The organism is Afipia sp. 1NLS2 (assembly GCF_000178995.1).
Classification (GTDB): domain Bacteria; phylum Pseudomonadota; class Alphaproteobacteria; order Rhizobiales; family Xanthobacteraceae; genus Afipia.
The window spans coordinates 392828-417085 of sequence record NZ_ADVZ01000004.1 but is presented as its reverse complement, the minus strand read 5'-3'; the positions used below and the strand labels follow the sequence as shown (position 1 = coordinate 417085).

Below are 24258 nucleotides of genomic sequence, written 5' to 3'. Positions count from 1 at the left end.
CGAAATCACTGGGTTTCTTCGCGGTCGGTCATTGAACGAGGCCGATCGCTGCGCTGTATGTCGCGCTGCAAAACCCACCTCCGGAATCGAAATTTGCGCATGGACAATCATCACCGATTTCCCGGTGGCCGCCTGAAGCGCATCATGCCGAGTCCGGCGCGCTCGACGAGACGTGGCGCTGCCACGACCTTGATGATCCCATGAAAATAGCGAGAGCTGCCTTGCGTGGATCGCGCGATATTTTGAGCACTCCACCGCTATCGGTATGCTTTAATGTCTGCGCGGCTCCGGTGTGGCGGCTTAAAGGTTCGCTTCATTTGCTTCCGCGAGGCTCTTTCAAGCGAGCGTTTCAACCAACCCACCAGACGCTTTCTCATATTCTGGAACGACGATACACGAGGCTATCCATGGAATACGTCAAGTTCGGCAAAACCGGTCTGAAGGTATCGCGCCTGTGGCTCGGCTGCATGACCTACGGCACGCCGGATCGCGGCAAGCATCCGTGGACCATGCCGGAGGACATTAGCCGCCCGCTCATCAAGCAGGCGCTCGAACTCGGCATCAACGTCCTCGACACCGCCAATTCCTATTCGGACGGCACGTCCGAAGAAATCGTCGGCCGCGCCGTCAAGGACTTCGCGCGCCGCGACGAAGTCGTGATCGCCTCCAAGGTCTGCCTGCAGATGCGCGACGAGCCGAATGGCGCGGGCCTGTCCCGCAAGGCGATCTTCAACGAAATCGACAACAGCCTGCGCCGGCTCGGCACCGATTATGTCGATATCTACCAGATCCACCGCTGGGACTACGACACGCCGATCGAGGAAACGCTGGAGGCGCTGAACGATCTCGTTCGCGCGGGCAAGGTCCGTTATATCGGCGCCTCGTCGATGCACGCCTGGCAGTTCGCCAAGGCGATCTACACCTCGCGTCTGCATGGCTGGAGCGAGTTCGTCAGCATGCAGGATCACATCAACCTTCTGCACCGGGAGGAAGAACGCGAAATGCTGCCGCTGTGCATCGACCAGGGCATCGCGGTGGTGCCGTGGAGCCCGCTCGCGCGCGGCCGCCTGACCCGCGACTGGGACGACATCAGCGAACGCAGTAAGACCGACGCCTTCGGCAGCACGCTGTATACCCAGGCCGTCGATGCCGACAGGAAGATCGTGGAGGAAGTCGCGCGCATTGCCAAGGCGCGCGGCGTGCCGCGCGCGCAGGTCGCGCTGGCATGGGTTGCGCAGAAACGCGGCGTCACCGCGCCGATCATCGGCGCTTCAAAACCGCAGCATCTGACGGATGCGGTTGCCGCGCTGTCGCTGCGCCTGACCGAAGACGAGATCAAGGCGCTGGAAGCGCCTTACGTGCCGCACCGCATCGCCGGTTATCAATAAGGCATGGCATCACAACTGCCGAACACGATTGCCATCGTCGGCGGCGGCTTTTCCGGCGCGGCACTGGCATGGCATCTGCGCAGGAAAAACGTTGCCGCCGATATCGTCGTGATCGAACCTCGCGCCGATCTCGGGCGTGGGCTTGCATATGCGACGCCCGACCCCGCACACCGGATCAACGTACCCGCGACGCGGATGATCCTCGCCGCGGACGACGCGGAGCATTTCCACCGCTGGCTGATCGACACCGGCTACCTCGCAACCGACCCGCAAGCCAGCCTGCCCGATGGCCGGCTGTTTCCGACGCGCGCAATCTTCGGCCGCTATGTTGCCGAACAGGTGCGCCATCTCAAGCCTGCCGTCAGGCATCTGCAGGCCAAGGCCGTGAGCGCTGCCGCCACGAAAAGCGGCTTCCACATCGTCTGCGACAATGGCGAAACCGTCGATGCCACCACCATGGTGCTGGCGATCTGCCACGCGCCTCCCGCCGTGCCCGCCTCGCTCCGATCGCTGCACTCTCACCCCCGCTTCTTCCCCGATCCCTGGAGCGGAAACGCCCTGTCGTCGCTTGCACCCGGCGACCGCATACTGATCGTCGGCACCGGTCTGACAATGGCCGACATTGTGGCTTCACTGGAACGCACCGGCCATCGTGGCGAAATCGTCGCCGTCTCCCGGCGTGGACTTCGGCCGCAGTCGCATACGGACAATCTCTCGGTCTTCGAGGGCGACTTCACGACACCTCCCGTCACGCAAGCGGCTGCCCTGTCCCGGAGCGTCCGCAGAACCGTCATTGACGCCGCGCGGGATGGATTGCCCTGGCAGATCGTACTCAACCGCGTGCACGAGCAGGGACAGCCGATCTGGCAAAACCTGTCGGCATCGAGCCGCCGCCAGTTTCTGCGTCATCTGCGCCCCTATTGGGACACGCACCGCTTTCGCATCGCTCCGCAGATTCATGAAACGATCGAACGCCGCATCGCTAACGGCACGCTCGACATCAGGGCCGCATCCGTGCGAGCCAACTCGACCACGCCACACACGGTCACCGTGGATTTGCGCGCGCGCCATGACAGGGAATGGAAGCCGGAAACATTCGACGCGGTCATGCTGGCGACAGGCCCGGCCCATGCCGTTGCAGCCGATCCGCTGCTGTCATCCATGAATGCCGATGGATTGCTGCAGGGCGATGCGCTTGGCCTTGGCGTCGCAGTCGACCGTTCGGGCCATGCCATCAGCCACCAAGACGAGCCGAATCCACATTTATTCGTCGCAGGTCCGCTCGCGCGCGGTACGTTCGGCGAATTGATGGGCATATCGGATCTTTCGGCCTATGCAGGAAAGATCGCCGAAAGCATCGCCGCCACATTGTCCGCTGTGGACGATCGTGCAACGTATGCGTGAGCGCGCCTGCTAGCTGGCGAAAGCCTTCTTGTTAGACGCCACTGACGGCCGGCCTATGATCGGATTGTAGGCAGAGATCGGCTGCGGGCGGCCAAGCAGGTAGCCCTGCATCTCGGTGCATCCGGCATCGGCGAGGAAGTCACGCTGCGCTTCCGTCTCCACGCCTTCGGCGATGACGCCGAGATTGAGCGCCTCTCCGAGGCTGATGATCGCGCGGATGATGGCCGACGACTGCACGTTCTTATGGATCTGCGCGACGAAAGTCTGGTCGATCTTGATCTTGTCGAACGGGAAAGACTGCAGATACGACAGCGACGAATAACCGGTGCCGAAATCGTCCATCGCGATGCGCACGCCAAGATTCTTGATGCGGCGCAGGATCGAGCAGGCGCGCGAGAAATCCTGCATCAGCACGCCTTCTGTGATCTCGATCTCGAGCCGCTTGGGGTTGAGGCCCGTTTCCAGCAGAATCGAATGAATCAGACCGGGCAAGTCGTTTTGCTGGAAACTCATCGGCGACACGTTGATCGCGATCTGCAGCGGGTTCGGCCAGCTTGCCGCTTCGCGGCAGGCTTCGCGCAAAATCCACGCATCGATGGCGACAATCGAGCCGGTTTCCTCCGCCAGCGGAATAAAGGCGCCGGGAGCGATCAGTCCCTTGGCCGGATGGCGCCAGCGCACCAGCGTCTCGAAGCCGAACGGATTTCCATCCGGGCCGCCCTGAGGCTGATAATGCAGCTCAAGCTGACCATTCCCAATGGCAACACCGAGATCGTGCAGCAGCGCGCGTTTCTCGCGAAGCTGCTTGTCCATCGCCGGCTCGAAGAAGCGGACAGATCCCCGCTCCTCCTTCTTGGCGCGATAGAGCGCAACGTCGGCGTTGGTTATGAGTGTTTCCACATCCGCTCCATCCTGCGGGAAGATGGACACGCCAACGGTGCAGCCGCTGTGAATGGGATGGCCCTCGATGTGGAACGTCATCTCGAAGGCGGTCAGGACACGCGTGCAGATATCGCCTGCGCGGGCCGGCTGTTCGCCTTCGGATGAGACGATCATGAATTCGTCACCGCCGAGGCGCGCGATGAACGCGCTGCCGCACGCGGCCTGCAAACGGCGCGCAGCCTCATCCAGGAAGGTATCGCCCGCACTGTGGCCGTAAGTGTCATTGATCTCGCTGAAGCGATCGATATCGAGGCTGAGAATGGTGAAGGAGCGCTGCTCCCGCATCGCCTCTTCCCAAACCTTGTGGACATGCTCGTTGAAGGCGGCCCGGTTGAACAATCCGGTCAGGGAATCGTGCTGGGCGAGGTACTGAATTTGAGCCTCGCTCTTGCGCTGCTCGGTAATGTCCTCATGCGTTCCGACCCAGCCGCCATTTTCCATCGACTGGTACGACACGCTGATAGTGCGGCCATCCACCAGTTCGAGAATCCATCGGGTGAACTCGCGGTTCTCCACCGAATTCCACAGATGTGACGAATAGGAGTCCAGATCCTTGACGATCGTTCCGGCTTTTTTCCTCGCCGCGAACATATCATCGACCGTCATGCCGACACGAATGTCCTCCGGAGCGATCTTGTACATCCCGACGTATTTTTCATTCCACAATTGCAGGCAGTTGTCGGGCCCGAACATGCACAGGCCTTGCCGCATATTGTCGATAGCCGCGTTGAGCTGGATGTTACGCTCGTTGATGTCGCGGCGGCTGCGGCGATCGGAAATCGCGCTGATCAGGCAGGCGACCACGAAAGCTGCCATTACCGACGCCACGCCCACAGAAAGGGCGATCGGCGACAACCCGACATTTTCGGAGGTTGCCGTGACGTCCGAAATCAATCCCATCGCGCTCATGGCGATGAAATGATCGGTCAGGATCGCCACCATCAGCAATCCCGCGCCGATTGCGCCAAACCACACCGTCTCGCCGCGCCGCACGACAGAAAGAGAAAGCGCGCCAAAGCCCACACCGCACGCGATCGAAACCGCCAACAGGTCCGGCATCCATACGATATCGGCGGGCATCCGTAGCGAGGCAATTCCGAGATAATGCATCAGGGAAATGGCGGCGCCGAGGATACCACCACCGATCAATGGCGCCCAGGTCCGGTCGCCATAGGTCGCGGTGATAAATCCGACGACCATCATGACAATCGCAACGCCCAACGATGCAACCGTCATCAGAAAATCGAAAGAGATCGAAACTCCCGGCGTGTAAGCGAGCATTCCGATGAAGTGCGTCGCCCAAACGCCGCAACCGCCCACAAGACCGGCCGTGAGCGCCCAGAACAGGCGAGACGTGGCCTTGTCATCGGCAGTCGCGCGCTGATACATGTTGATGGCAGAAATGCTGGTCAGCAGGCAAACGCCCGCAGCCAGAAGAACTAGCCTCCAGTCATGTTGGGTTTGCAGGCAGGTTATAATTCTCAGCATTTCTGCGGTTGTGGTGGTCTCTGGAGCAAAAACCGTAGCAACCGGAGGTATGTCGCCGCTTAACACCTCGCGCCAATGCGGTTGTTGGTAAACACACCGTAAATGACCGACGCTCGGCGTTCGACGATAACGCCTGTTTCTGAAGTGCTTTTGGAATTTTCGGCGAAATCTTTCTCGCGCGAGCCGCCTGCGGCAAACTCGCTCACCATTGATTTAACCCGCGATCGATAGAGATTCTCTATTCAACTGGCTACGCTTGCAGGCTCATCCTTGCGGAAATGCAGGTAGTCGGCGGAGAAATCGCCGAGACTCGCCAAGCCGTCCCAGTTACGAATCTGGATGAGTCGGGAATCCCACTCCAGCAATTCAAGCCGCCGCAATTCCTGAATCACGCGATTGGCGTGCACCGTGGAAATGCCCGACGCATCGGCCACGTCGGACTGCGTCCAGGGAATCGTAAACGCCATATCCTTTGCGAGCCCGACCGCCTGCAGACGCATGACCAGTTCGCAAATCAGGTGGGCGACGCGGCCGATGGCGTCGCGCTGCCCGAGAGTAATGACCCATTCGCGGAAGATGGCCGCATCGACAAGCGATTCGCGCCAGAACACATGCGTCAATGACGGGGAGGCCTGAAGCAATTCCTTGAACGAGGCATGCGGGATGAAAGCGACCACCGCGGCCCCCAGCGCCGTGACTGTGTGGTCGAGCTTGGGCAGATGGAGCGTCTGCAAATCAGGAATGTCGCCCGCCACATGAAACGACATGATCTGGCGCTGCGAGCCATTGGCAAGCTTATGACGAAACAGGTAGCCGTCGAGCACGAGAATGCATTGTGTGCTGATGTCACCCTCACGGATGAGATCCTGCCCATTGGCGAAATTCTTGACCGTCATGGGCAGCTTGGTAATTCCAAGCCGGTCGCTCTCCGATAACCTCACCACGCTGTCCAGCCGGCGCAGCAATCTGGTGTAAGGACGTCCGGCTTCCATGCCTGCCTCTGCTGTGAGAATCCAAATTGACCCCCAAAGGCCAACGGCTCCCCCGGAATGCCAGTTCCCCACAGCTTGGTTCCATAACCCATGTTAATGGTTATGCATGTTGTTCTCTCAAATGAGGTTTTGCCCTGACTTTCCCGCAGCTTTCGTCCATGCGAGGCGCCATTTACGGCGATCCGGAGCCGGGAACGGGCAGCAGCCATGCCTGAGCCGGGCCGCTCCGCCATCTTGAGGCCACAGGTGCGCCACGGTCGCGATACGATCCGAATGACGCGGATCAGCGGCCAAGCTTGCCTTCGATTGCGCCAAAACGGAATCGTTCCACGCGAGATGAAAAACTTCGCGCGTTATTCACGCCGATCATGCAACTCAAGTTAAGGACAATCGTTGGTGATTTTTTACGATGACGCGCGAATCCCACGACGCGCGAATCGTACATCCCACAAGGAAACCGTTGCATGACTCGACAGAACTCCAAGACGTGGTCTGAGCACGACCTGAAGAAGCTGAAGGATTATGCGGATGCCGGCGCCTCGCATTATCGCACGGCTGCAGCACTCAACCGCACCGTTTCCGGTGTGCGCAGCATGGCGCAACGGCACGGCATCCGGTTCGTCTCACCGAAAGCGGCGCGTCACGCTGCCAGAGAGACAACGCCCGCGCCGCTTTCCTGAATCCCGATCGGCCTTGAGAGGCGGGCTTCTCAGCCCGCCGCCGTCATTTTCTTCGCGACATTCGTCTGCTTGAGAATGGCGACAACCTCGGCCGGCGTATCGGCCACCTGAATTCCCGCCTTCTCCAGCGCGGCACGCTTGGAGGCATAACCGCCACGCCCGCCGGTCACGATGGCGCCGGCATGGCCCATCTTCTTGTCCGGCGGCGACGAGCGGCCCGCAATGAAGGAGACAATCGGCTTCTTCATGGTGCGGGCGTATTCCGCCGCTTCTTCTTCCATCGCGCCGCCGATCTCGCCGACCAGCACGACGGCGTCGGTCTTGGCGTCGCGATCCAGCTCCATCAGCGCATCGCGCGTCGTGGTGCCGATGATCGGATCGCCGCCGATGCCGATGAACGCCGATTGGCCGAGATTGGCGCGCGTCAGGTTCAGGCACATCAGGGTGCCGAGGCTGCCGCTGCGTGAAATCACGCCGACGCGGCCCGGCTTGAAGATATTCGGATTATGCCCCGGCATGATGCCGACAAACCCTTCGCCCGGCGTGACGATGCCTGCAGTGTTGGGGCCGATGATCCGGCTTTTCGACACACGCTGGCGCGCGAAGATCTCGAGAACGTCGTGCGCCGGAATGTGCTCGGTGAGCGTGACGATGGTCCCGATGCCCGCATCGATCGCATCGATGATGGCAGCCTTCGCCATCGACGGCGGAATGAAAATCACCGAGACATCGCACGGCGTATGCTTGGTCGCCTCGACCGCCGATCCGTAGATCGGTGTATCGAGGAACGTCTCGCCTGCACGCTTGGGATTGACGCCGGCGGCAACGTCGGTGCCCATCTCCCGCATCCGCTCCGACCAGAAAGCACCCTGCTTTCCGGTCATGCCCTGAACCAGAACTTTTTGTCCGCGACGATAAATCATTGCGCTGCCTCGACCGCCGCTTTCACGGCATCTTCCATGAAGTCATAGGGTTCAATGCCAAGCCGCTCACGCACGAGCTTGACTGCTTCGTCCTCACCGGTGCCGTGGATCGAGAAGAACACCGGCACCTTCGGCTTCAGCGTCTCCCATGCCTTCACGACACCTTCCGCCATCACGTCCGTGCGCGCGAACGCGCCGCAGAAGTTGATGACAAGGCTTTTAACACCCGGATTGGACAGCACCAGATCGAGCGCGATTTCCGACTTGGTGTAGGCTTCGCCGCCGATCTCTAGGAAGTTGGCGGGCTTGCCGCCGAAATGATCGATGACATCCATGGTCGTCATCGTGAGGCCCGCGCCGTTCGCCAGCACGCCGACATTGCCGTCGAGCTGGATGAACTTCAGGCCGTTCTCGGCGCCGCGTTCTTCCAATGCCGTCATCTTCGGCGGTGAAGCCACCTTGGCGAGGTCAGGCTGGCGCAGCCCCGAGGAATCGTCGAGCACAAACTTGCAGTCGAGCGCCACCACGCGGCCGTCCTTGAGGAGAGCAAGCGGATTGATCTCGACCAGTTCGGCGTCCTTGGCATCAAAGATCGCATAGAGCTTCGCCAGAACTTCGCTGACCGCTCCTGCCGCCGAACCGAGCGGAAGGCCCTTCAGCATCGCCGCCGCATCGGCAGCGCTGAAACCCTTGTGGATGTCGACGATGTGCTTGCGAATGGCATCCGGATGGGTCTCGGCCACTTCCTCGATGTCCATGCCGCCTTCGGTCGAAAACAGCACCAAAGGCGCGCGGCTTGCCACGTCGATCAGAACGGCGGCGTAAAGCTCGCGCTCGATCGGGCACAACTGCTCGACCAGCACCTGCGAGACGCGATGCCCGCCGATGCTCATCGACAGAATGTCGCGCGCTGCACTTGCCGCTTCATCGGCCGTCTTGGCGATCTTGATGCCGCCCGACTTGCCGCGCTTGCCGGTCGGCACCTGCGCCTTGATGACCGAAGGGCCGATGGCCGTGACGGCGGCCGCGGCCTCCTCCGGCGTCTTACAGACCCGGCCTTCCGGCGTGGGAACGCCGGCCGGCACGAGCACGTGATGCTTCGCTGCATACTCCTCGAGATTCATATCCTGCCCCTTACTTGCCGTAACGTGCCCAGTGCGGCCCGAACATCTCTTCTTCAGTCGGCTTGTCCTCCGGAATCGGAGTGACAAGGTGTGTGATGTTGATGAAGTGCTTGTAGTTCAGGTTCTCGGAGATGCTGTTCTTCTGCCAGGAACCGCAGCCCATGGTGAGCGTGAACTCAAGGCCGCTGTCGAAACCGCCGCCATTGCCGAAGGTGTGTGCAAAGTTGACCAGCACGCGCACCACCGGGAGGTCTTCCGCCAACTCGCGCGCGCGCTCGAGCTTCGTGGTGTGCAGGCCCATCGAGTGGCCCTTGCCCTGGTGATTGAGGATCTTGCGGACGGTCTCCTTCGCCGCCTCAAAGTCCTTCGCGCGGTAGACTGTCAGCACCAGCGACAGCTTTTCGCCCGAGAGCGGATAGTCGCGGCCGATGCCGGTTTCCTCGACGAGAAGGAATTTTGACTTCGATGCCTCAGCCGGAAGACCGAACGCCTCCGCCAGGATCGGCATGTCACGCGCAATCAGGTGACGGTTCAGCTTGCCGTTCTTCCACAGCTCGCTGACAACCTTGTCCTTGGAGGATGGATCGACGAGGAAAGCACCTGCCTTCTTCAACGCGGCAATCGCCTTGTCGTAGCAGGCGTCGACGATCACCACCGCGTTCTCCGAAGAACACGAGGTCGCATTGTCGAACGTCTTGGAGGCGCAGATCTTCTGCGCGGCGGAATCGAAATCCGCAGTCTCATCGATGATGACCGGCACATTGCCCGCGCCGACGCCGATCGCCGGCGTTCCGCTCGAATAGCCGCGGCGCACGTTGTCCTGCGAACCGGTGATGACGACGAGGTCCACCGCCTCCATCAGCGCCTGAGTCGTGTCCTTGGTGACCGGCGACGGCAGGATCTGCACCAAATCCTTCGGCAGGCCGATCTGCTCCAGCGCATCGCGCATGAAGTTCACGACCATCTCGGTGGTACGGAAGCCGAGCGGCGATGGCGCGATGATGATCGCGTTACGGCCCTTGATCGCCATCAGCGCCTTGTTGACCGGCGTGGCGCCGGGATTGGTCGAGGGCGTGATCGCACCGACGACACCGATCGGCTTGGCGAACTTCACGATGCCGCGCTTCACGTCACGCTCGATTTCACCGACCGTCTTGGCGCGCAGCATATCGCGCAGCGTGCCGAACGTCTTGCGCTGCTTCTTGATGATCTTGTCCGGGACGTTTCCGAGGCCCGTGTCCTCCACCGCCAACTCGGCCAGGGCCTTGGCGTGCTCCAGCTTGTAAAGCGACCATGCTACCGCGCGCACCGCTTCATCGGTCCGCGCCTGATCGGCTTCCGCAAAGATTTCCTGCGCCGCGCGGGCGCGCTTCATCAGATCGGCCGCAATCTGCTGCGCATCCGAATTCCGGTTTTGCATTTCGACGACAACACTCATGACTTTCTCCATTCATCAAAATTCGCGGGTCGTATCCTTCATCGGAAAGCCACGACCATTCGGGTTGTTTAGGCCGGCGTGGGGCGCGGCGCCGTAGGCTCGCTGCGTACATCGACGAAGCGTTCACCCGGCTTGCATGTGAACGCCAGCATCGCACCAATCAGAAGGAACGCGAGCGATCCAATGAACGGCACGTCCCAGCGTCCCGTCAGATCGATCGCATATCCGAACACCACCGGAGATATAATCCCGGCCATGCCGAAACCAAAGTTCATAAAGCCGGACGCCGAGCCGGAAAATTCAGGCGCGATATCCATGGGAATTGCCCAGATCGGGGCAACGATCAATTCCACGAAGAAGAACGCGAGACTGAGGCAGGTCGCCACGATGTTGAGATCGTGGAAGAACACGATCGGCAGCATGAAGCAGAACGATCCGAGGAAGCCGACAACAATGACGCTGACGCGCGCCTTGTTCACATCGCCGGTCTTCTTCAGGATGCGATCGCTGAGGAAACCGCCAACCGTGTCGCCGACCACACCGGCCAGGAACACGCCCGCCGCGAACAGCGCTGACTTCTTGATGTTCAGATTGAACTCGTGAAGGAAGAAGGATGGCAGCCAGTTCAGGTACAGCCACAGGATCCAGCCGTAGCAGAAGTCGGTCAGCGTCACCGGCATGATGCGCTTGAGGAGCGGTCCCCACGGCACCGACTTCCGCGTGGCCACCACGGTGGCGGGAGGCAGGCCCGTCAATTCCTCAGGCGTGATCTGCGAATGCGTGCGCGGATCGTCGCGGAAGTAGGTGAACCACACGGCGGCCCAGATCAGCGCCGCTACGCCGAGGAAGATAAACGAATCGCGCCATGAGAACGACACGACGATCAGCGCAATCAGCGGCGGCGTCAGCGCGTTTCCTGCGCGCGAGAAAGCATGGGTGATGCCCTGCGCGAAGGCGCGCTGATCGGGCCGCAGCCAGTTCGCAAGCGCTCGCGTGGCGGTCGGGAACGCAGGCCCCTCGCCGATGCCCAGCGCAAGACGCGACAGAAACAGCGCAGCCAGCCCGCCGACAAAGCCGGTCCAGATCGTCGCGAGGCCGACCAGAGCCGCACACAACGCGAGCGTCACGCGCGGTCCGAGCCGGTCGCCCAGCCAGCCGCCTGCGATTTGAAAGAAAGCGTAGGGATATGCGAAGGCGGAAAATGCGAGCCCGAGCTGGGTCGCCGTCAATCCAAGATCCTTCTGCATGAAGGGCGCCGCGGTCGAGATATTCACGCGGTCGACGTAGAAGATGAGATACATCAGGCAAGTGATGAGCAGAACGAAGCGGCTCGCCTTGTTGCGCATGGCCATTAAGACCTCCCGGTATTTTTCTTTTCCGCGGTCTGCCGGGTTCGGTGCCCAGCTTCAAAGTGACGCGACTTTATCGGGACATGCTACAGGAGACTAAATCCCATAAGGAAATTGATAATTTGCATCGCAGCCATTCGCGGGATTTATCAGCAAAAAGGCCGGCGCAGCCTCATCGCGCCGGCCTCATTTTTCTCGGTAGCTGACTTTAGGCGCTCGGCGCCTGCCCTTCCGTTGCTGGAACTGCTTTCCGGCTCGACAAAGCGCGCTGGAGGAACGGCAGCGCCAGGATAAGCGCTGTACACACCATAACGAAGCCAGAGATTGGGCGCGTAAAAAATACGGTCCAGTCATTGCCGAAACTGATCATGGAGTTCATGAAGGCAGCCTCCGTCAAAGGCCCAAGGATCACGCCAAGAACCAGTGGAGCGACCGGGAATTTGAACCGTTCGAACAGATAGCCGATGACGCCGAACGCGATCATGAGCCACAGGTCCGTGACGCTGTTGCGGATCGACAGCGCGCCGACGAAACAGAGCGTCATCACATAGGCCGAGACCACCGCTTCCGGCAGGTCGAGAATCTTCACCAGCGGGCGGATTGCGAAGTAGCCGACGACGCACATCAGCGCGAGGCCGAGGAAAACCGAGGCAAACACGGTGTAGATGATCGGCGCCGAGGTCACCATGACCTGCGGCCCCGGCTGGATGCCGTGCAGCATGAACGCGCCGAGAATGATGGCGGTCGCGCCCGAGCCTGGAATGCCGAGAGCCAGAAGCGGCACCAGCGCGCCACCCACGGAAGCTGTGGCCGCCGCCTGGGGCGCGACGATGCCTTCGGCGATGCCGGTGCCCATTTCTGCCCGGCGCTTGCCGAACTGGGATTCCATGCCATAGCTCACGAACGATGCGATGGTCGCGCCTGCTCCGGGAATCAGGCCGATGACGTTGCCGAGCACACTCGCGCGCGCGAACATCCATTTCAGCGCACTGATTTCGCGCCAGCTCGGCAGCTCCGTCCGGGCGTTGCTGATTTTCTCGATTGGCCTCGTCGAAAATCCGGTCTCGAGCCGCGACAGCACTTCGCCGATGCCATAGGCGCCGACCATCACCACGAGAAACTCGATGCCGTCGGCGAGGATTGGCGAGCCGAAGGTGAAACGATAGGCGCCGTAGGTTTCATCGGTGCCGACGGATGCGATCAGGATGCCGACGCAGAGACTGATAAGGGCATTGGCGAGCGATCCGCTGCCGAGCGCGACGACGCTGGACAGACCGAACACCAGAACCGCGAAATATTCGGGCGTCGAGAAACGCAGCGCGAAATGTGCAAGCGGCTGCGTCAGGAACACCATAATGACTGCCGACAGCAGGCCACCGCCGAGCGCCGCCACCAGCGTCCAGCCAAGCGCCTTCGCCGGCTTGCCCTTGCGACCCATCGTATAGCCGTCCCACAGCATCGGAACGTCGATCGGCTCTCCCGGTATCTTGAACAGAATCGCGGTAAATGCGCCACCATAGGTGCCCGAGACATACATCGCCGTCAGCAGCACGATCGAGGCGGTGACATCCATGTGATACGTGAAAGGCAGCGTCAACGCGACGCCCATCACCAGAGTAAGGCCCGGCAACACGCCCACCAGAAGTCCGACCACGATGCCCAGCAGAAGCATCAGCATGTGGCTCACGGTGAAGCAATTCAGGAAGCCGTGACCTAACAGAATCAAAACATCGCTCATGATGGTGTCCCTGCCTCAGGCGCCAATGATGAGGCGAATGAAATCGGTGAAAGCGTCGAACGGCGGCTCGCCGCGCGGAAGTGAGACGTAGGCAAAGCGCATGAAAAGCAGCGCGGCTCCCAGCGTAATGCCTGTCGCGGTCAGCCAGATCGCAAGATGGTTGCGATAACGGCCGAGATACATGAACGACACGAGGAACATGAAAGTCGAAAGCAGGAAGCCCAGCGTCGTCACGACGACTGCATAGACAAGAACCAGAGCGATGCCGCCGACCAGCATCCAGGGATGCTTCGCAGCCACCTCCTCCTCTTCTTCTTCCTTCTCGAAAGTCTCGGCGATGCCGTGGGTTTCCTGTCCCACGCCCATCAGCCGGCGGGCGATCTCGATCAGGCAGACCAACGCCATCATACCGATCGTGACTTTCGGCCAGAAATCCGGACCGAGGTCACCTGGACGCGGCGAGTAATCGATCTGCTGCGCGTAATGATAGAGAATGCCGGATATGATCAGGCCGGCGACATACGGAAGAGTCTGACGGAGTGCGGTTTTTCCCATAACGTCGCCGGCCTGTCCTGTTAGGTGATGATCTTCAGCGATTGGCGGTTATTTTCCCGCCGTCGCCTTCTTCATGTCTTCGAGCTGGTCCGCGACGAATGTGCCAGCCTTCGTCGAAGGCTCGAAGCTCGTCGGTTCGGCGAACTGATCGGCCAGAAACTTCTTGTATTCCGGCGATTCAGCCACCTTGGCGAGCGCGTCCGACAGCTTCTTGACGATCTCCGGCGGCGTACCGGAACGGACGACGATCGAACGGAACTGCGGCAGCGCAATCTTGTAGCCAAGCTCATAGGATGCCGGCACATCCTTGAAAGCATCGAGACGCTTTTCGCCGAACAACAGAATCGGCCGCATCTGTTTGCTGGTCAGGAATTGTGCAACGTCGCCAGCCTGCTCGTAGAGAGCATCCGCGTGGCCGCCGAGGATCGAGACGTAGCGCTCGCTCGGCTTGGAAAACGGCACCTGCACGACCTTGATGCCGGCACGATCGAGGACACTCAGAGAGAAGTCATCGACGCTGCCGAAACCAAGCGTCGCCACTTTAAGCTTGCCCGGATTGGCCTTGGCATCCTTCTCGAAATCAGCCCAGTTCTTGTACTTGCTGTCTTCCTTCACGAAGATGAAAGACGGACCCTTCATCATCACCGCGACGGGCGTGATGTCCTTCATGGTCCAGCGCGGCGTCTTGCCTGCCAGAAGCGCGTGGCTGTCGGCGATGTAAATCGCCATCGAATAGCCGTCGGCCGGTGTCGACATCAGCTTGGCCATGCCGGTCGCACCCGTGCCGCCCGGCACGTTCACCACCGGAATGCTCTGCCCGATGATAGGTTCCATGAGCTTGCTGATGAGACGTGCAAGCTGGTCGGCACCACCACCCGGTCCCCACGGAACAACCAATTCAATTGGACGTTCAGGATAGCCCGCAGCCGCAGCGCTGCCACTCAATGGCATGCTGCAGAGAAAAGCCGCGGATAGAACAGCAAAAGCCTTCGCAGCCCAGCGGGCTGGATATCGTATCGCCTCCATAGTCACCTCCCAGCGACGGTTTTATCGACCTTATTGGCGGGCTTGTTTGCCCACTTCACATGAAGTCACTTTTTCGTATGGTGCACGAGGCAGCACTCGTGACAAAATTGATTAGCTGCATGAGCATCATTCGCGGAATTTATCAGTGAATCAAGACCTCGACATCTCGCTACTGCGAACGTTCGTTGCCATTGTCGACACCGGCGGCCTGACATCCGCAGGAAAGAAGGTTGGCCGCACGCAACCTGCGATCACGCATCAGATCAAACGCCTCGAAGGCGTCGTCGGCCGGACGCTGTTCGGAGAAAACCGGCGGCAACTTGTGCTGACACCCGACGGGGAAGTGCTGCTCGAATTTGCACGCTCGATGTTGCGTCTCAATGACGAAGCGCGCGGGCGATTCTCGATGCCGGGCATCGCAGGCCACGTCACGCTCGGTACGCCGGACCTGTATGCGGCCTACCTGCTGCCCGAAGTTCTCGACAACTTTTCGCGCTCGCATCCGAATGTGGAAATCCATCTGCGCTGCACCCGCAGCGTCTATCTCAGCGCGGCGCTGGAGCGCGAGGAAATCGATATCGCACTGATGACCAATCAGCCGGGCTTCCGGCGCGGCGAATTGATTCGCCACGAGCCCGTGGTGTGGGCGGCAAGCCCGAACGGAACACAGGAATTGCGGCGCCCCTTGCCCCTCGCGCTGCTGCCGCAGGGCAGCGTCTATCGGCAGATTGCCATCGACGCGCTCAACACCGCCGAACTGCCTTGGACGCTGCGTTCCATCTGCGACAGCTTCGCCGGGCTGCAGGCCGCCGTACTCTCAGGGATCGCGGTGTCGGTGTTTCCACGCTGCACAATCACGCCGAACATTCGCATTCTGAGTAAAGGTGACGGATTGCCGGAATTGCCGTCCATCGAGATGGTCCTGCACCGCAAGGAGCAAGGCATCTCGGAAGCCGCCGAACAATTGGCCCGCTATATTGCACGCGAGCTTGGCAACCTGCCGGCCTCCGGCGAGGGATAGACTCGAATACGTCTAACAAAAAACCCGGCCGCGAGGCCGGGTTTTCATTTCAAGTCGAATTGCCTTGAAGGTTAGGCAACCTGCTGCGGACGCATGTCTTCACGGTTGATACCCGCAACCTTGACAGGCTTCTTCATCGCGTCGCGGCGGAACGGCTCGCCCAGTTCCTGATTGAGCAGCACCTCGATGAAGGTGGTGATGCCCTTCTTCTGGTCCTCGCAGGACTGACGCAGCGCGTTGGTCAGTTCTTCCTGGGTCTTGACCTGAACCCCCTTCAGCCCGCACGCGACCGCAACCTTGGCGTAGCTCAGGTGCCGGTCGAGTTCGGTGCCGACGAAGTTGTTGTCATACCACAGCGTCGTGTTGCGCTTCTCCGCGCCCCACTGGTAGTTGCGGAAGATCACCATGGTGATGCCCGGCCATTCCTCGCGGCCGACCGAGCTCATTTCGTTCATGGAGATGCCGAACGCGCCGTCACCGGCGAAGCCGACGCACGGCGTATCGGGGTTGCCGATCTTGGCGCCGATGATCGCCGGGAAGCCGTAGCCGCACGGACCAAACAGGCCCGGGGCCAGATACTTCCGGCCTTCGTCGAACATCGGATAGGCGTTGCCGATCGCACAGTTGTTGCCGATGTCGCTGGAGATGATGGCATCGCGCGGCAGGCCGGCCTGAATGGCGCGCCATGCCTGACGCGGCGACATCAAATCCTTGTCGCGCACGCGGGCGTCCTTGTTCCAGCTGGTGCCCGGATCGTCGTCTTCGTGGTCCATGCTCGACAGCGTCTGCAGCCACTTCGACTTGGTGGTGTGGATCAGCGCCTTGCGCTCCTCACGTCCGGCATTGCCGGCGCTCGGCGAAAGCTGCGCGAGGATGCCGCGCGCCACCTGCTTGGCATCACCGCAGATGCCGACGGCGACAGGCTTGGTCAGGCCGATGCGGTCGGGGTTGATGTCGACCTGGATGATCTTCGCATCCTTCGGCCAGTAGTCGATGCCATAACCCGGCAACGTCGAGAACGGATTGAGACGAGTGCCGAGCGCCAGCACCACGTCGGCCTTTGCAACCAGTTCCATCGCGGCCTTCGAGCCGTTGTAACCGAGCGGGCCGACCGCAAGACGATGACTGCCGGGGAAGGAATCGTTGTGCTGATAGTTGTTGCACACCGGAGCGTCGAGCTTTTCAGCCAGCGCGACGCAATCGGGGATCGCACCGCCGATCACCACACCCGCGCCGGAGAGGATAACGGGGAACTTGGCGTTCGACAGAAGTTTTGCTGCTTCGGCAATCGCATGTTCGCCGCCCGCCGGGCGCTCGAAATCGACGATCGCAGGCAGGTTGACATCGATCACCTGCGTCCAGAAGTCGCGCGGAATGTTGAGTTGGGCCGGCGCGGAGAGGCGCTTCGCCTTCATGATCACGCGGTTCAGCGTCTCGGCGACGCGCGACGGATCGCGCACTTCTTCCTGATAGCAGACCATGTCGCGGAACATCGCCATCTGCTCGACTTCCTGGAAGCCGCCCTGCCCGATGGTCTTGTTCGCCGCCTGCGGCGTCACCAGCAGCATCGGCGTGTGGTTCCAGTACGCGGTCTTGATCGGCGTCACGAAGCCGGTGATGCCCGGACCGTTCTGAGCGATCGCCATCGCCATCTTGCCGGTCGAACGGGTGTAACCGTCGCAGATCAGGCCGCCATTGGTTTCATGGGCGACGTCCCAGAAGGTGATGCCCGCCTTCGGAAACAGGTCCGAAATCGGCATGAACGCCGAGCCGATAATGCCGAAGGCATGCTCGATGCCGTGCATCTGGAGCACTTTCACAAAGGCTTCTTCCGTTGTCATTTTCATAGGCGAACCCTCTCTTTTTCACAGTGTCTGGCGGAAAAGTCGCTGTCCTGAGTTTCAGGATTTCCAGCCGTATGTGCCATGCGGCTTGACGAGACGCAACGAATATCTCAATTTCAATTTTAAGACGTTTCACTTATCGGAATTACGGTGTATAGCATGGGTATGAACGAGCTTTTTGGTGCCCTCAAACCGTTGGCCCTGCTGGAGGCCATCGCCGGGCTGCAACATCCAGCAAGCCTTGCCGAACTCGCCGTGAACGTCGGCGTGCCGAAACCAACGATGCACCGCTGGCTCGGTTCACTTGAGCAGGCGGGTCTCATCCAGCGCACGCCGGACGGGCGGCGCTATGAACTCGCCATGCGCGCGACCCAGCTTGCGTTCTCAATTCTGTCGAACCGCCCCGGCGGCGCGCTCCGCCACGAAATCTTGCGGCGCGTGGTGCAGGAGGTCGGTGAATCCTGCAATCTCACGGTACTCGACGGCACGCAGGTCACCTATCTCGACCGGGTCGAATCCAAATGGCCGCTGCGCATCACCTTCCAGCAGGGCTCGAAGGTCCCCGCCTATTGCTCCGCGAGCGGCAAACTGTTTCTCGCGCTGATGCAACCGGCGAAACGCGACCTCGTTATTTCCGAGATGAATTTCGAGCGTATGACGGAACATACCGTCGTTGAAAAATCCGCCCTGCTGAATGAACTGTCAGACATTCGTCGTGACGGCTACGCCCTCGACCGCGAAGAATTCCTCGCGGGCCTCGTCTGTCTCGCCGTCCCGATCATTCACCAGAAGGGCCGCAATCGCGTCTGCGCCGCGGCGCTGGCGATCCAGGCCCCGGTGACACGCATGTCGCAGGCCGAAATGATCAAGAAAATCCCAATTCTGCAAAATGCCGCCAAGGCCATGAGCGCAACGATCAGCGCCGACGTCGGAGCCGCCTGATGCCATCCACTTCCTCGCACCCGAAACTCGATGCTCTCGAACAGGCCGCGCGCGGCAAGGGCCGCCTGAGCGTCGCCGTCGCCTATCCCTGCTCGACCGACGCACTCGCCGCCGCGCTGGCCGCGTACGAGGAAGGCATCATCGATCCTATTCTCGTCGGCCCGCGCCGCCGCATCGAAGCGTGCGCGGCAGAGCTGAAAGCCAGCCTCGACGGCCTGCGTCTTGTCGACGCCGAAGACGATCCGGTCCTCTCCTCCAGGGCGGCGGTCGCACTCGTCAGCGCAGGCGAAGCCAAGTCGCTGATGAAAGGCTCGCAGCACACCGACGAACTTCTCGGTGCGGTGGTCTCCCGCGAAGCCAACCTGCGCACCTCGCGCCGCATGAGCCATGTGTTCTGGTTCGATTGTCCGGCCTATCACAAGCCGCTGATGATCACCGACGCCGTGGTCAACATTCAGCCGGGCCTGAAGGAAAAGGTCGACATCCTCGCCAACGCGGTCGATTTCGCGCACCGCATCGGCTTCGAAGCACCGAAGGTCGCGATCCTGTCGTCGGTCGAAACCGTCAATCCGGATCTGCCCTCCAGCCTGGATGCCGCCGCGCTGACCAAGATGGCCGATCGCGGCCAGATCGCGGGCGCCATCGTCGATGGTCCGCTCGCCTTCGACAACGCCATCTCCGCGCAGTCCGCCAAGACCAAGAAGATCAACTCCGCAGTCGCGGGCGACCCCGACCTTCTGATGGTGCCGAACCTCGATGTCGGCAACATTCTCTACAAGTCGTTCATCTATATGGGCGGCGGCGAATGCGCGGGCGTAGTGCTCGGCGCCAAGGTGCCGGTGATCCTGACGAGCCGCGCAGATTCCCGCCGTGCGCGCATCGCATCCTGCGCACTGGCGCGGCTAAGCCTTTCCTAGAAGGCTCTTCCTTCGCCTGCTTCAAACCATCCTCAAAAAAACGGCCCGGTGTGAACCGGGCCGTTTTCATTTTCATGCGGCTCTTGTTAGGCGACGAGCGCCGCAGGAGCCGTGCCGCCCGCCTCAATGCGCTGGCGCGCCAGACGGTTGATCCATACGGCGCCCAATGCGCTGACGATGCCGGCGAATACGCAATACCCCGCGACTGCCCAACCGCCGTTCGGGGCGAATTCCCTCACGAGGATTGTCGCAATGATCGGCGTCAGGCCGCTCGAGAAGATACCGGAGAACTGATAGACGAACGAAATTCCGGTGTAGCGCACCTCCGGCTTAAAGAGATCGCAGAACAATGCGGCTTCCGGCCCGTAGATCGATGCATAGAAGATGCCGAACGGGACGACGAGCGCGGCCCAGACCAGAATCGTCTGCTCGGGAAAATGCAGCCAGATCCAGAATGCCGGTATCGCCGAAAAGCCGGTGACGAGCGAGCCCCAGAAATACGTCCTGGTCCGGCCAACCCGATCGGACACACCGCCGAAATACGGGATGAACAGGCACATCACCAGCGCCGCTGCGCACACACCGAGCAAGGCCTCGGTCCGCGGGATTTTCAGTTGCTGCGTCAGGAAGGAGATCGAATAAACGGCGAACACGTTGAAGAACACGCCGTCGATGAAACGGGCGCACATGCCCGCCGTCACCTCTTTCGGATACTCCTTGATCATCGACATGAAGGGGATCTTCACCTCGGCGCCCTTCTGCTTGACCTTGGCGAATTCCGGCGTCTCCATGATGTTGAGGCGGATATAGAGTCCGACCAGAACGAGGATGAAGCTCAACCCGAACGCAATGCGCCAGCCCCAGGCGAGGAACTGAGCATCCGTGAGCGAAAAGGAAAGTAATGCGACGATGCCGGAGGCAAGACACAGACCGATGGACAAACCGATCTGCGGCAGGCTCGCATAAAGGCCGCGTTTGTGCGGCTCGGCATACTCATAGGTCATGAGAACCGCACCGCCCCATTCGCCGCCAAGACCGAGGCCCTGCAGAACGCGCAGGATCAGCAATGCAATCGGCGCCCAGACGCCAATCTGGTCATAGGTCGGCACCAACCCGATCAGGAGGGTCGCAATACCCATGATCATCAGGGTCATGATGAGCATACTCTTGCGGCCGATACGGTCTCCGAAGTGACCGAAGATCACGCCGCCCAGCGGACGCGCGATGAACCCGACAGCGAATGTCGTGTAGGCGAGCATCGTCGAAATGAACACGTCGCCCGTCGGAAAATAAAGTTTGCTGAACACGATGCCAGCCACCGTGCCGTAGAGAAAGAAGTCGTACCACTCGACGGTCGCTCCGATCAGAGATGCGAAGACGACACGTTTTAAAAGCGCCTTGTCTTGTATCTTATCTGCCATATTGGCCTCCCCAGTTAACAGAACCATTCCTTAAGCTGCGATCGAACTTTCTTTTGAGTCCGCTAAAATCATATCGGATGCCTTTTCCGCGATCATCACGGCCGGCGCATGCGTATTGCCGGAAACGAGGGTCGGCATGATCGAACAATCGACCACGCGCAGGCCGCCGATGCCGTGCACGCGAAGCCGCGCGTCCGTCACCGCCATCGGATCGGAGCCCATCTTGCAGGTGCCGGTCGGATGGAAAATCGTCGCGCCATATTCGCGCGCGAAATCGAGAATCTCGTCGTCGGTGCTCACGTCCGCGCCGGGCTTGTATTCCTCGACGAGATAAGGCTTCAGCGCACTCGTGGACGCGAGACGGCGCGCGTACTTGATCGACTCCACCGCGCAGATGCGATCCGTTTCGGCATCGAGATAATTCGGCCGCATCGACGGCGGTTCCATGGGATCGGTCGACTTGATCTCGACGCTGCCGCGCGACTCCGGCCGCAGCTGACAGACCGAGAACGTGCAGCCCGACCATGGATGCGGCTTGCCGCCCGCCATATCGGCCGACAGCGTGCCGAAATGGAATTGAATGTCCGGGGTCTCCGACCCAGGCAGGATTTTCGTGAACAGGCCGCCCTGGTTGATGCCGATGCCGAGCGGCCCGGTGCGCGTCAGCAGCCACTGCAATCCGATCTTGGCCTGGCTGAACACCGTGCGCAGATCGTCATTGGTGGTGATCGGCTTCGAGACCTTATACATCAGCCGCAGTTGCAGATGATCCTGCAGGTTCTGACCGACGCCGGGTAGATCGTGCACCACCTTGACGCCGCGCCGCTGCAAGAGCGATGCGGGCCCGATGCCCGACAGTTGCAAAATCTGCGGCGATTGCAGCGAACCTGCAGAGAGGATGACCTCGCGCGCCGCGCGCGCTTCCTGCACAACGCCGTTCTGAATGTAACGCACGCCGACCGCGCGGCGGCCTTCGAGAATGACGCCGGTCGTGTGCGCATCCGTTTCGATGCGCAGGTTGGCACGATCACGCGCGGGCTTTAGATAGGCGACCGCGGATGAAATCCGCCAGCCATTATGCGTGAACAATTGATAGTAGCCGACGCCTTCCTGGTCGCCGCTGTTGAAGTCGTCGTTGCGCGGCACGCCTATTTCATTGGCGCCGCGAATGATGGCTTCCATCAGCTCGTGCTTGCCGCCGATGTCGGATGACCACAGCGGGCCCTTGTCGCTGTGCGTCGCGCTCGCGCCGCGGCTGTTGTGCTCGGACTTCATGAAATAAGGAAGAACGCTCTTCCAGTCCCAGCCCGTATTCCCGAGTTGCGCCCAGTGGTCGTAATCCTGCCGCTGGCCGCGAACGAAGATCAGTCCGTTGATCGAACTCGAACCGCCGAGGCCGCGACCGCGCGGCCAGTAGATACGGCGGTCTTTCATGTTGGGTTCGGGATCGGTGTAGAAGCCCCAATTGTAGGCTTTGTGGAACATCGTCTTCCCGTAACCGATGGGAATATGGATCCACAGGTAGTTGTCCTTCGGGCCTGCCTCGAGCAGCAAAACCTTATGACGCCCATCGGCGCTCAACCGGTTTGCCAGCACGCATCCGGCGGAGCCTGCCCCCACCACAATGTAGTCGAATTGATCGGACGCTTCCGTCATCGCTCTTATTCCATTTATTGAGACGATTTATCTTGAAGATTGAACTTTGCGTGAAATGTTGTCAACGTAGTTGAATGCCTTGTGGCTCACTGAATGGAATAAGGTTGAAAAATGTCCACGCAGACGACGACCTCGGTTTCGGAACGCGCGCTGCTCCTTCTCGAAACCATCGCCAAAGCGGAAGAGCCGCCGACGCTCAACGAGCTGATGGCTGCGATCGGATTGCCGAAAGCGACGACACATCGCTTCGTTGCGCTGCTTGAGCGGTTGGGATTCGTTCAACGCGCCACGGACGGACGGCACTATGAAGTCGGCCATCGCCTTCTTGCACTGTCGCTCGAAGGCATGCGGCGCTCGTTCGATCTCGCGCCGCGCCGTGTCATTCTCTCCGCGCTGGTGAAAGAGACCGGCGAGACCTGCAACATCACCATGCTCGACGGCGAGCGCCTGATTTATCTCGACCGCGTCGAATCCGATTGGCCGCTCCAATTCCGCCTGACCGTGGGCTCGCGCGTGCCTCTGCATTGCACGGCAAGCGGCAAACTGTTTCTCAGCCTTGCACCATCGTCATTGCGCAAAGCGTTGTTCCGCACGCAGCCTTTCCAGCGCTACACCGCGCGAACTCTGACCAGCACGGAACAGCTTGAGGCGGAGCTCACGCGGATCCGCCAGACCGGCGTGGGCACTGACAATGAGGAATTCATGGAAGGCATGGCCGCGACCGCCGTTCCGATCCGCGATTCACGCGGGCGAATCTGCGCGACCGTTGCGGTGCATGGACCCATCACGCGATTGCCGCTGACGCGGGCGCTCGCATTGGTGCCTGCCTTGAAGAAAGCTGCAAAGGCACTCGAACAGACGCTCCTGTTCGACACGTCCTCTCCTGCTCCCGCCGTTGCAGGCGGCGCGGGCACAGAGACCGCGCCTTCCGCCGCGCACAACCCCTTGCGCCCCGCGGAATAACGGCACGCAGAATCGGGGTTGCATCGGCGAAATCCGTGGGTGCGAAAGACTATGCTTTTCGCACCGCCGAAGAAGGAGGTTTGTTCCTTTCCGGCCTTGAAAAATGCCGGTTTGTTTTCTTGAAAGCAGCAACGTTGCGGGAGAAGATCGTCCTCACACAGGGGCTCTCTCAATGGCGCATCATCCGTCTGCCGATCCGGCCAAACAATATGCGTGGGGCGAGCATCGTGCGGTCGCGACTCGCCGCTATTCCCCGGTGGTGCGCCTTGGCACCCTCGCCTTCTGGACATTGATCGCCGGACTGCTGGTGGCGCGGCTTCTCATCCCCGATCCCAACAAGACCGAAGCAACCGCTTCCGCGCCACAAGCCCAGACCTCCGCTTCGCTTCGCTGACATCGAAACGGAAAGCCACCGCCATCGATCGGATGGCGATGGTCTTCCTTTCG

20 protein-coding genes are annotated in these 24258 nt (G+C 60.7%); 8 read left to right on the top strand and 12 right to left on the bottom strand.

All coding sequences use genetic code 11. The features are described 5' to 3' along the window. The first annotated feature begins 407 nt into the window (after positions 1-407). Together AFIDRAFT_RS16060 and AFIDRAFT_RS16055 are read left to right on the top strand one after the other, a co-directional pair. Positions 408-1388 (top strand): aldo/keto reductase, encoded by a 981-nt coding sequence (locus AFIDRAFT_RS16060; protein WP_009340645.1) that lies wholly within the window; start codon positions 408-410, stop codon positions 1386-1388. A gap of 3 nt (positions 1389-1391) precedes the next feature. Further along, complete coding sequence (locus tag AFIDRAFT_RS16055) at positions 1392-2792, top strand: FAD/NAD(P)-binding protein (RefSeq protein WP_009340644.1); 1401 nt, start codon at positions 1392-1394, stop codon at positions 2790-2792. Positions 2793-2801: 9 nt separating this feature from the next. Here AFIDRAFT_RS16055 and AFIDRAFT_RS16050 read toward each other — a convergent pair whose 3' ends face one another. Continuing rightward, positions 2802-5222 carry a bifunctional diguanylate cyclase/phosphodiesterase gene (locus tag AFIDRAFT_RS16050; RefSeq protein ID WP_009340643.1) on the bottom strand — a complete coding sequence of 807 codons (2421 nt, stop codon included), beginning with the start codon at positions 5220-5222 and terminating at the stop codon, positions 2802-2804. A gap of 242 nt (positions 5223-5464) precedes the next feature. Then, a complete protein-coding gene (locus AFIDRAFT_RS16045; protein WP_009340642.1) occupies positions 5465-6214 on the bottom strand; it encodes a Crp/Fnr family transcriptional regulator in 750 nt (249 codons plus the stop codon). A gap of 464 nt (positions 6215-6678) precedes the next feature. On the opposite strand from AFIDRAFT_RS16045, the gene AFIDRAFT_RS16040 reads away from it, so the two are divergent. Continuing rightward, positions 6679-6894, top strand: a complete 216-nt coding sequence (locus AFIDRAFT_RS16040; protein WP_009340641.1) for a hypothetical protein — start codon at positions 6679-6681, stop codon at positions 6892-6894. Between the two features lie 29 nt (positions 6895-6923). On the opposite strand, the gene sucD is transcribed toward AFIDRAFT_RS16040, so the two are convergent. The 7 genes from sucD to AFIDRAFT_RS16005 all read right to left on the bottom strand — a co-directional run bounded on the left by sucD (position 6924) and on the right by AFIDRAFT_RS16005 (position 14972). Continuing rightward, entirely contained in the window at positions 6924-7817 is an 894-nt protein-coding gene (gene sucD / locus AFIDRAFT_RS16035) for a succinate--CoA ligase subunit alpha (protein ID WP_009340640.1), read from the bottom strand. Then, positions 7814-8941 carry a succinate--CoA ligase subunit beta gene (locus tag AFIDRAFT_RS16030; protein WP_009340639.1) on the bottom strand — a complete coding sequence of 376 codons (1128 nt, stop codon included), beginning with the start codon at positions 8939-8941 and terminating at the stop codon, positions 7814-7816. The genes sucD and AFIDRAFT_RS16030 overlap by 4 nt, the downstream gene beginning before the upstream one ends. A 10-nt stretch (positions 8942-8951) precedes the next feature. Next, a complete protein-coding gene (gene sauS, locus AFIDRAFT_RS16025) occupies positions 8952-10379 on the bottom strand; it encodes an acylating sulfoacetaldehyde dehydrogenase (protein WP_009340638.1) in 1428 nt (475 codons plus the stop codon). Between the two features lie 68 nt (positions 10380-10447). Further along, positions 10448-11731, bottom strand: coding sequence for an MFS transporter (locus AFIDRAFT_RS16020; protein WP_009340637.1), 1284 nt, complete (start codon positions 11729-11731; stop codon positions 10448-10450). 205 nt (positions 11732-11936) lie between these two features. After that, on the bottom strand, positions 11937-13466 hold the full coding sequence (locus AFIDRAFT_RS16015; RefSeq protein ID WP_009340636.1) for a tripartite tricarboxylate transporter permease: 1530 nt from the start codon (positions 13464-13466) through the stop codon (positions 11937-11939). Positions 13467-13481: 15 nt separating this feature from the next. Continuing rightward, the gene (locus AFIDRAFT_RS16010; RefSeq protein WP_009340635.1) at positions 13482-14021 is read right to left on the bottom strand and encodes a tripartite tricarboxylate transporter TctB family protein; all 540 of its coding nucleotides are present in this window, start codon (positions 14019-14021) and stop codon (positions 13482-13484) included. A 48-nt stretch (positions 14022-14069) separates the two neighbouring features. Beyond that, positions 14070-14972 (bottom strand): tripartite tricarboxylate transporter substrate binding protein, encoded by a 903-nt coding sequence (locus AFIDRAFT_RS16005; protein WP_245258193.1) that lies wholly within the window; start codon positions 14970-14972, stop codon positions 14070-14072. 220 nt (positions 14973-15192) lie between these two features. Here AFIDRAFT_RS16005 and AFIDRAFT_RS16000 point away from each other — a divergent pair, with 220 nt between their 5' ends. Beyond that, the gene (locus tag AFIDRAFT_RS16000; protein WP_009340633.1) at positions 15193-16068 is read left to right on the top strand and encodes a LysR substrate-binding domain-containing protein; all 876 of its coding nucleotides are present in this window, start codon (positions 15193-15195) and stop codon (positions 16066-16068) included. 71 nt (positions 16069-16139) lie between these two features. Here the strand turns inward: AFIDRAFT_RS16000 and xsc are convergent, their stop codons facing one another. After that, on the bottom strand, positions 16140-17915 hold the full coding sequence (gene xsc, locus AFIDRAFT_RS15995; protein ID WP_009340632.1) for a sulfoacetaldehyde acetyltransferase: 1776 nt from the start codon (positions 17913-17915) through the stop codon (positions 16140-16142). Positions 17916-18077: 162 nt separating this feature from the next. On the opposite strand from xsc, the gene AFIDRAFT_RS15990 reads away from it, so the two are divergent. After that, on the top strand, positions 18078-18854 hold the full coding sequence (locus tag AFIDRAFT_RS15990; RefSeq protein WP_040298515.1) for an IclR family transcriptional regulator: 777 nt from the start codon (positions 18078-18080) through the stop codon (positions 18852-18854). Next, entirely contained in the window at positions 18854-19771 is a 918-nt protein-coding gene (locus AFIDRAFT_RS15985; protein WP_009340630.1) for a bifunctional enoyl-CoA hydratase/phosphate acetyltransferase, read from the top strand. Before AFIDRAFT_RS15990 ends, AFIDRAFT_RS15985 begins: the two co-directional genes overlap by 1 nt. Before the next feature lie 86 nt (positions 19772-19857). Here AFIDRAFT_RS15985 and AFIDRAFT_RS15980 read toward each other — a convergent pair whose 3' ends face one another. Together AFIDRAFT_RS15980 and AFIDRAFT_RS15975 are read right to left on the bottom strand one after the other, a co-directional pair. Then, positions 19858-21192, bottom strand: coding sequence for an MFS transporter (locus AFIDRAFT_RS15980; RefSeq protein WP_009340629.1), 1335 nt, complete (start codon positions 21190-21192; stop codon positions 19858-19860). A 30-nt stretch (positions 21193-21222) separates the two neighbouring features. After that, positions 21223-22848: a GMC family oxidoreductase gene (locus tag AFIDRAFT_RS15975; protein WP_009340625.1), complete on the bottom strand. Its 1626-nt coding sequence runs from the start codon at positions 22846-22848 to the stop codon at positions 21223-21225. Positions 22849-22959: 111 nt separating this feature from the next. Here AFIDRAFT_RS15975 and AFIDRAFT_RS15970 point away from each other — a divergent pair, with 111 nt between their 5' ends. Together AFIDRAFT_RS15970 and AFIDRAFT_RS15965 are read left to right on the top strand one after the other, a co-directional pair. Beyond that, complete coding sequence (locus AFIDRAFT_RS15970) at positions 22960-23811, top strand: IclR family transcriptional regulator (RefSeq protein ID WP_009340622.1); 852 nt, start codon at positions 22960-22962, stop codon at positions 23809-23811. A gap of 172 nt (positions 23812-23983) precedes the next feature. Beyond that, positions 23984-24205: a hypothetical protein gene (locus tag AFIDRAFT_RS15965; protein ID WP_009340619.1), complete on the top strand. Its 222-nt coding sequence runs from the start codon at positions 23984-23986 to the stop codon at positions 24203-24205. Positions 24206-24258: the final 53 nt, after the last annotated feature.

Coding starts and splice junctions, on each gene's coding strand:
- AFIDRAFT_RS16010 (WP_009340635.1), bottom strand. CDS start 14,021: ATGGGAAAAACCGCACTCCGTCAGACTCTTCCGTATGTCGCCGGCCTG.
- AFIDRAFT_RS15985 (WP_009340630.1), top strand. CDS start 18,854: ATGCCATCCACTTCCTCGCACCCGAAACTCGATGCTCTCGAACAGGCC.
- AFIDRAFT_RS15990 (WP_040298515.1), top strand. CDS start 18,078: ATGAACGAGCTTTTTGGTGCCCTCAAACCGTTGGCCCTGCTGGAGGCC.
- xsc (WP_009340632.1), bottom strand. CDS start 17,915: ATGAAAATGACAACGGAAGAAGCCTTTGTGAAAGTGCTCCAGATGCAC.
- AFIDRAFT_RS16055 (WP_009340644.1), top strand. CDS start 1,392: ATGGCATCACAACTGCCGAACACGATTGCCATCGTCGGCGGCGGCTTT.
- AFIDRAFT_RS15970 (WP_009340622.1), top strand. CDS start 22,960: ATGTCCACGCAGACGACGACCTCGGTTTCGGAACGCGCGCTGCTCCTT.
- sauS (WP_009340638.1), bottom strand. CDS start 10,379: ATGAGTGTTGTCGTCGAAATGCAAAACCGGAATTCGGATGCGCAGCAG.
- AFIDRAFT_RS16020 (WP_009340637.1), bottom strand. CDS start 11,731: ATGGCCATGCGCAACAAGGCGAGCCGCTTCGTTCTGCTCATCACTTGC.
- AFIDRAFT_RS16005 (WP_245258193.1), bottom strand. CDS start 14,972: ATGCCATTGAGTGGCAGCGCTGCGGCTGCGGGCTATCCTGAACGTCCA.
- AFIDRAFT_RS16015 (WP_009340636.1), bottom strand. CDS start 13,466: ATGAGCGATGTTTTGATTCTGTTAGGTCACGGCTTCCTGAATTGCTTC.
- AFIDRAFT_RS16030 (WP_009340639.1), bottom strand. CDS start 8,941: ATGAATCTCGAGGAGTATGCAGCGAAGCATCACGTGCTCGTGCCGGCC.
- AFIDRAFT_RS15975 (WP_009340625.1), bottom strand. CDS start 22,848: ATGACGGAAGCGTCCGATCAATTCGACTACATTGTGGTGGGGGCAGGC.
- AFIDRAFT_RS16060 (WP_009340645.1), top strand. CDS start 408: ATGGAATACGTCAAGTTCGGCAAAACCGGTCTGAAGGTATCGCGCCTG.
- AFIDRAFT_RS15980 (WP_009340629.1), bottom strand. CDS start 21,192: ATGGCAGATAAGATACAAGACAAGGCGCTTTTAAAACGTGTCGTCTTC.
- sucD (WP_009340640.1), bottom strand. CDS start 7,817: ATGATTTATCGTCGCGGACAAAAAGTTCTGGTTCAGGGCATGACCGGA.
- AFIDRAFT_RS16040 (WP_009340641.1), top strand. CDS start 6,679: ATGACTCGACAGAACTCCAAGACGTGGTCTGAGCACGACCTGAAGAAG.
- AFIDRAFT_RS16045 (WP_009340642.1), bottom strand. CDS start 6,214: ATGGAAGCCGGACGTCCTTACACCAGATTGCTGCGCCGGCTGGACAGC.
- AFIDRAFT_RS16050 (WP_009340643.1), bottom strand. CDS start 5,222: ATGCTGAGAATTATAACCTGCCTGCAAACCCAACATGACTGGAGGCTA.
- AFIDRAFT_RS15965 (WP_009340619.1), top strand. CDS start 23,984: ATGGCGCATCATCCGTCTGCCGATCCGGCCAAACAATATGCGTGGGGC.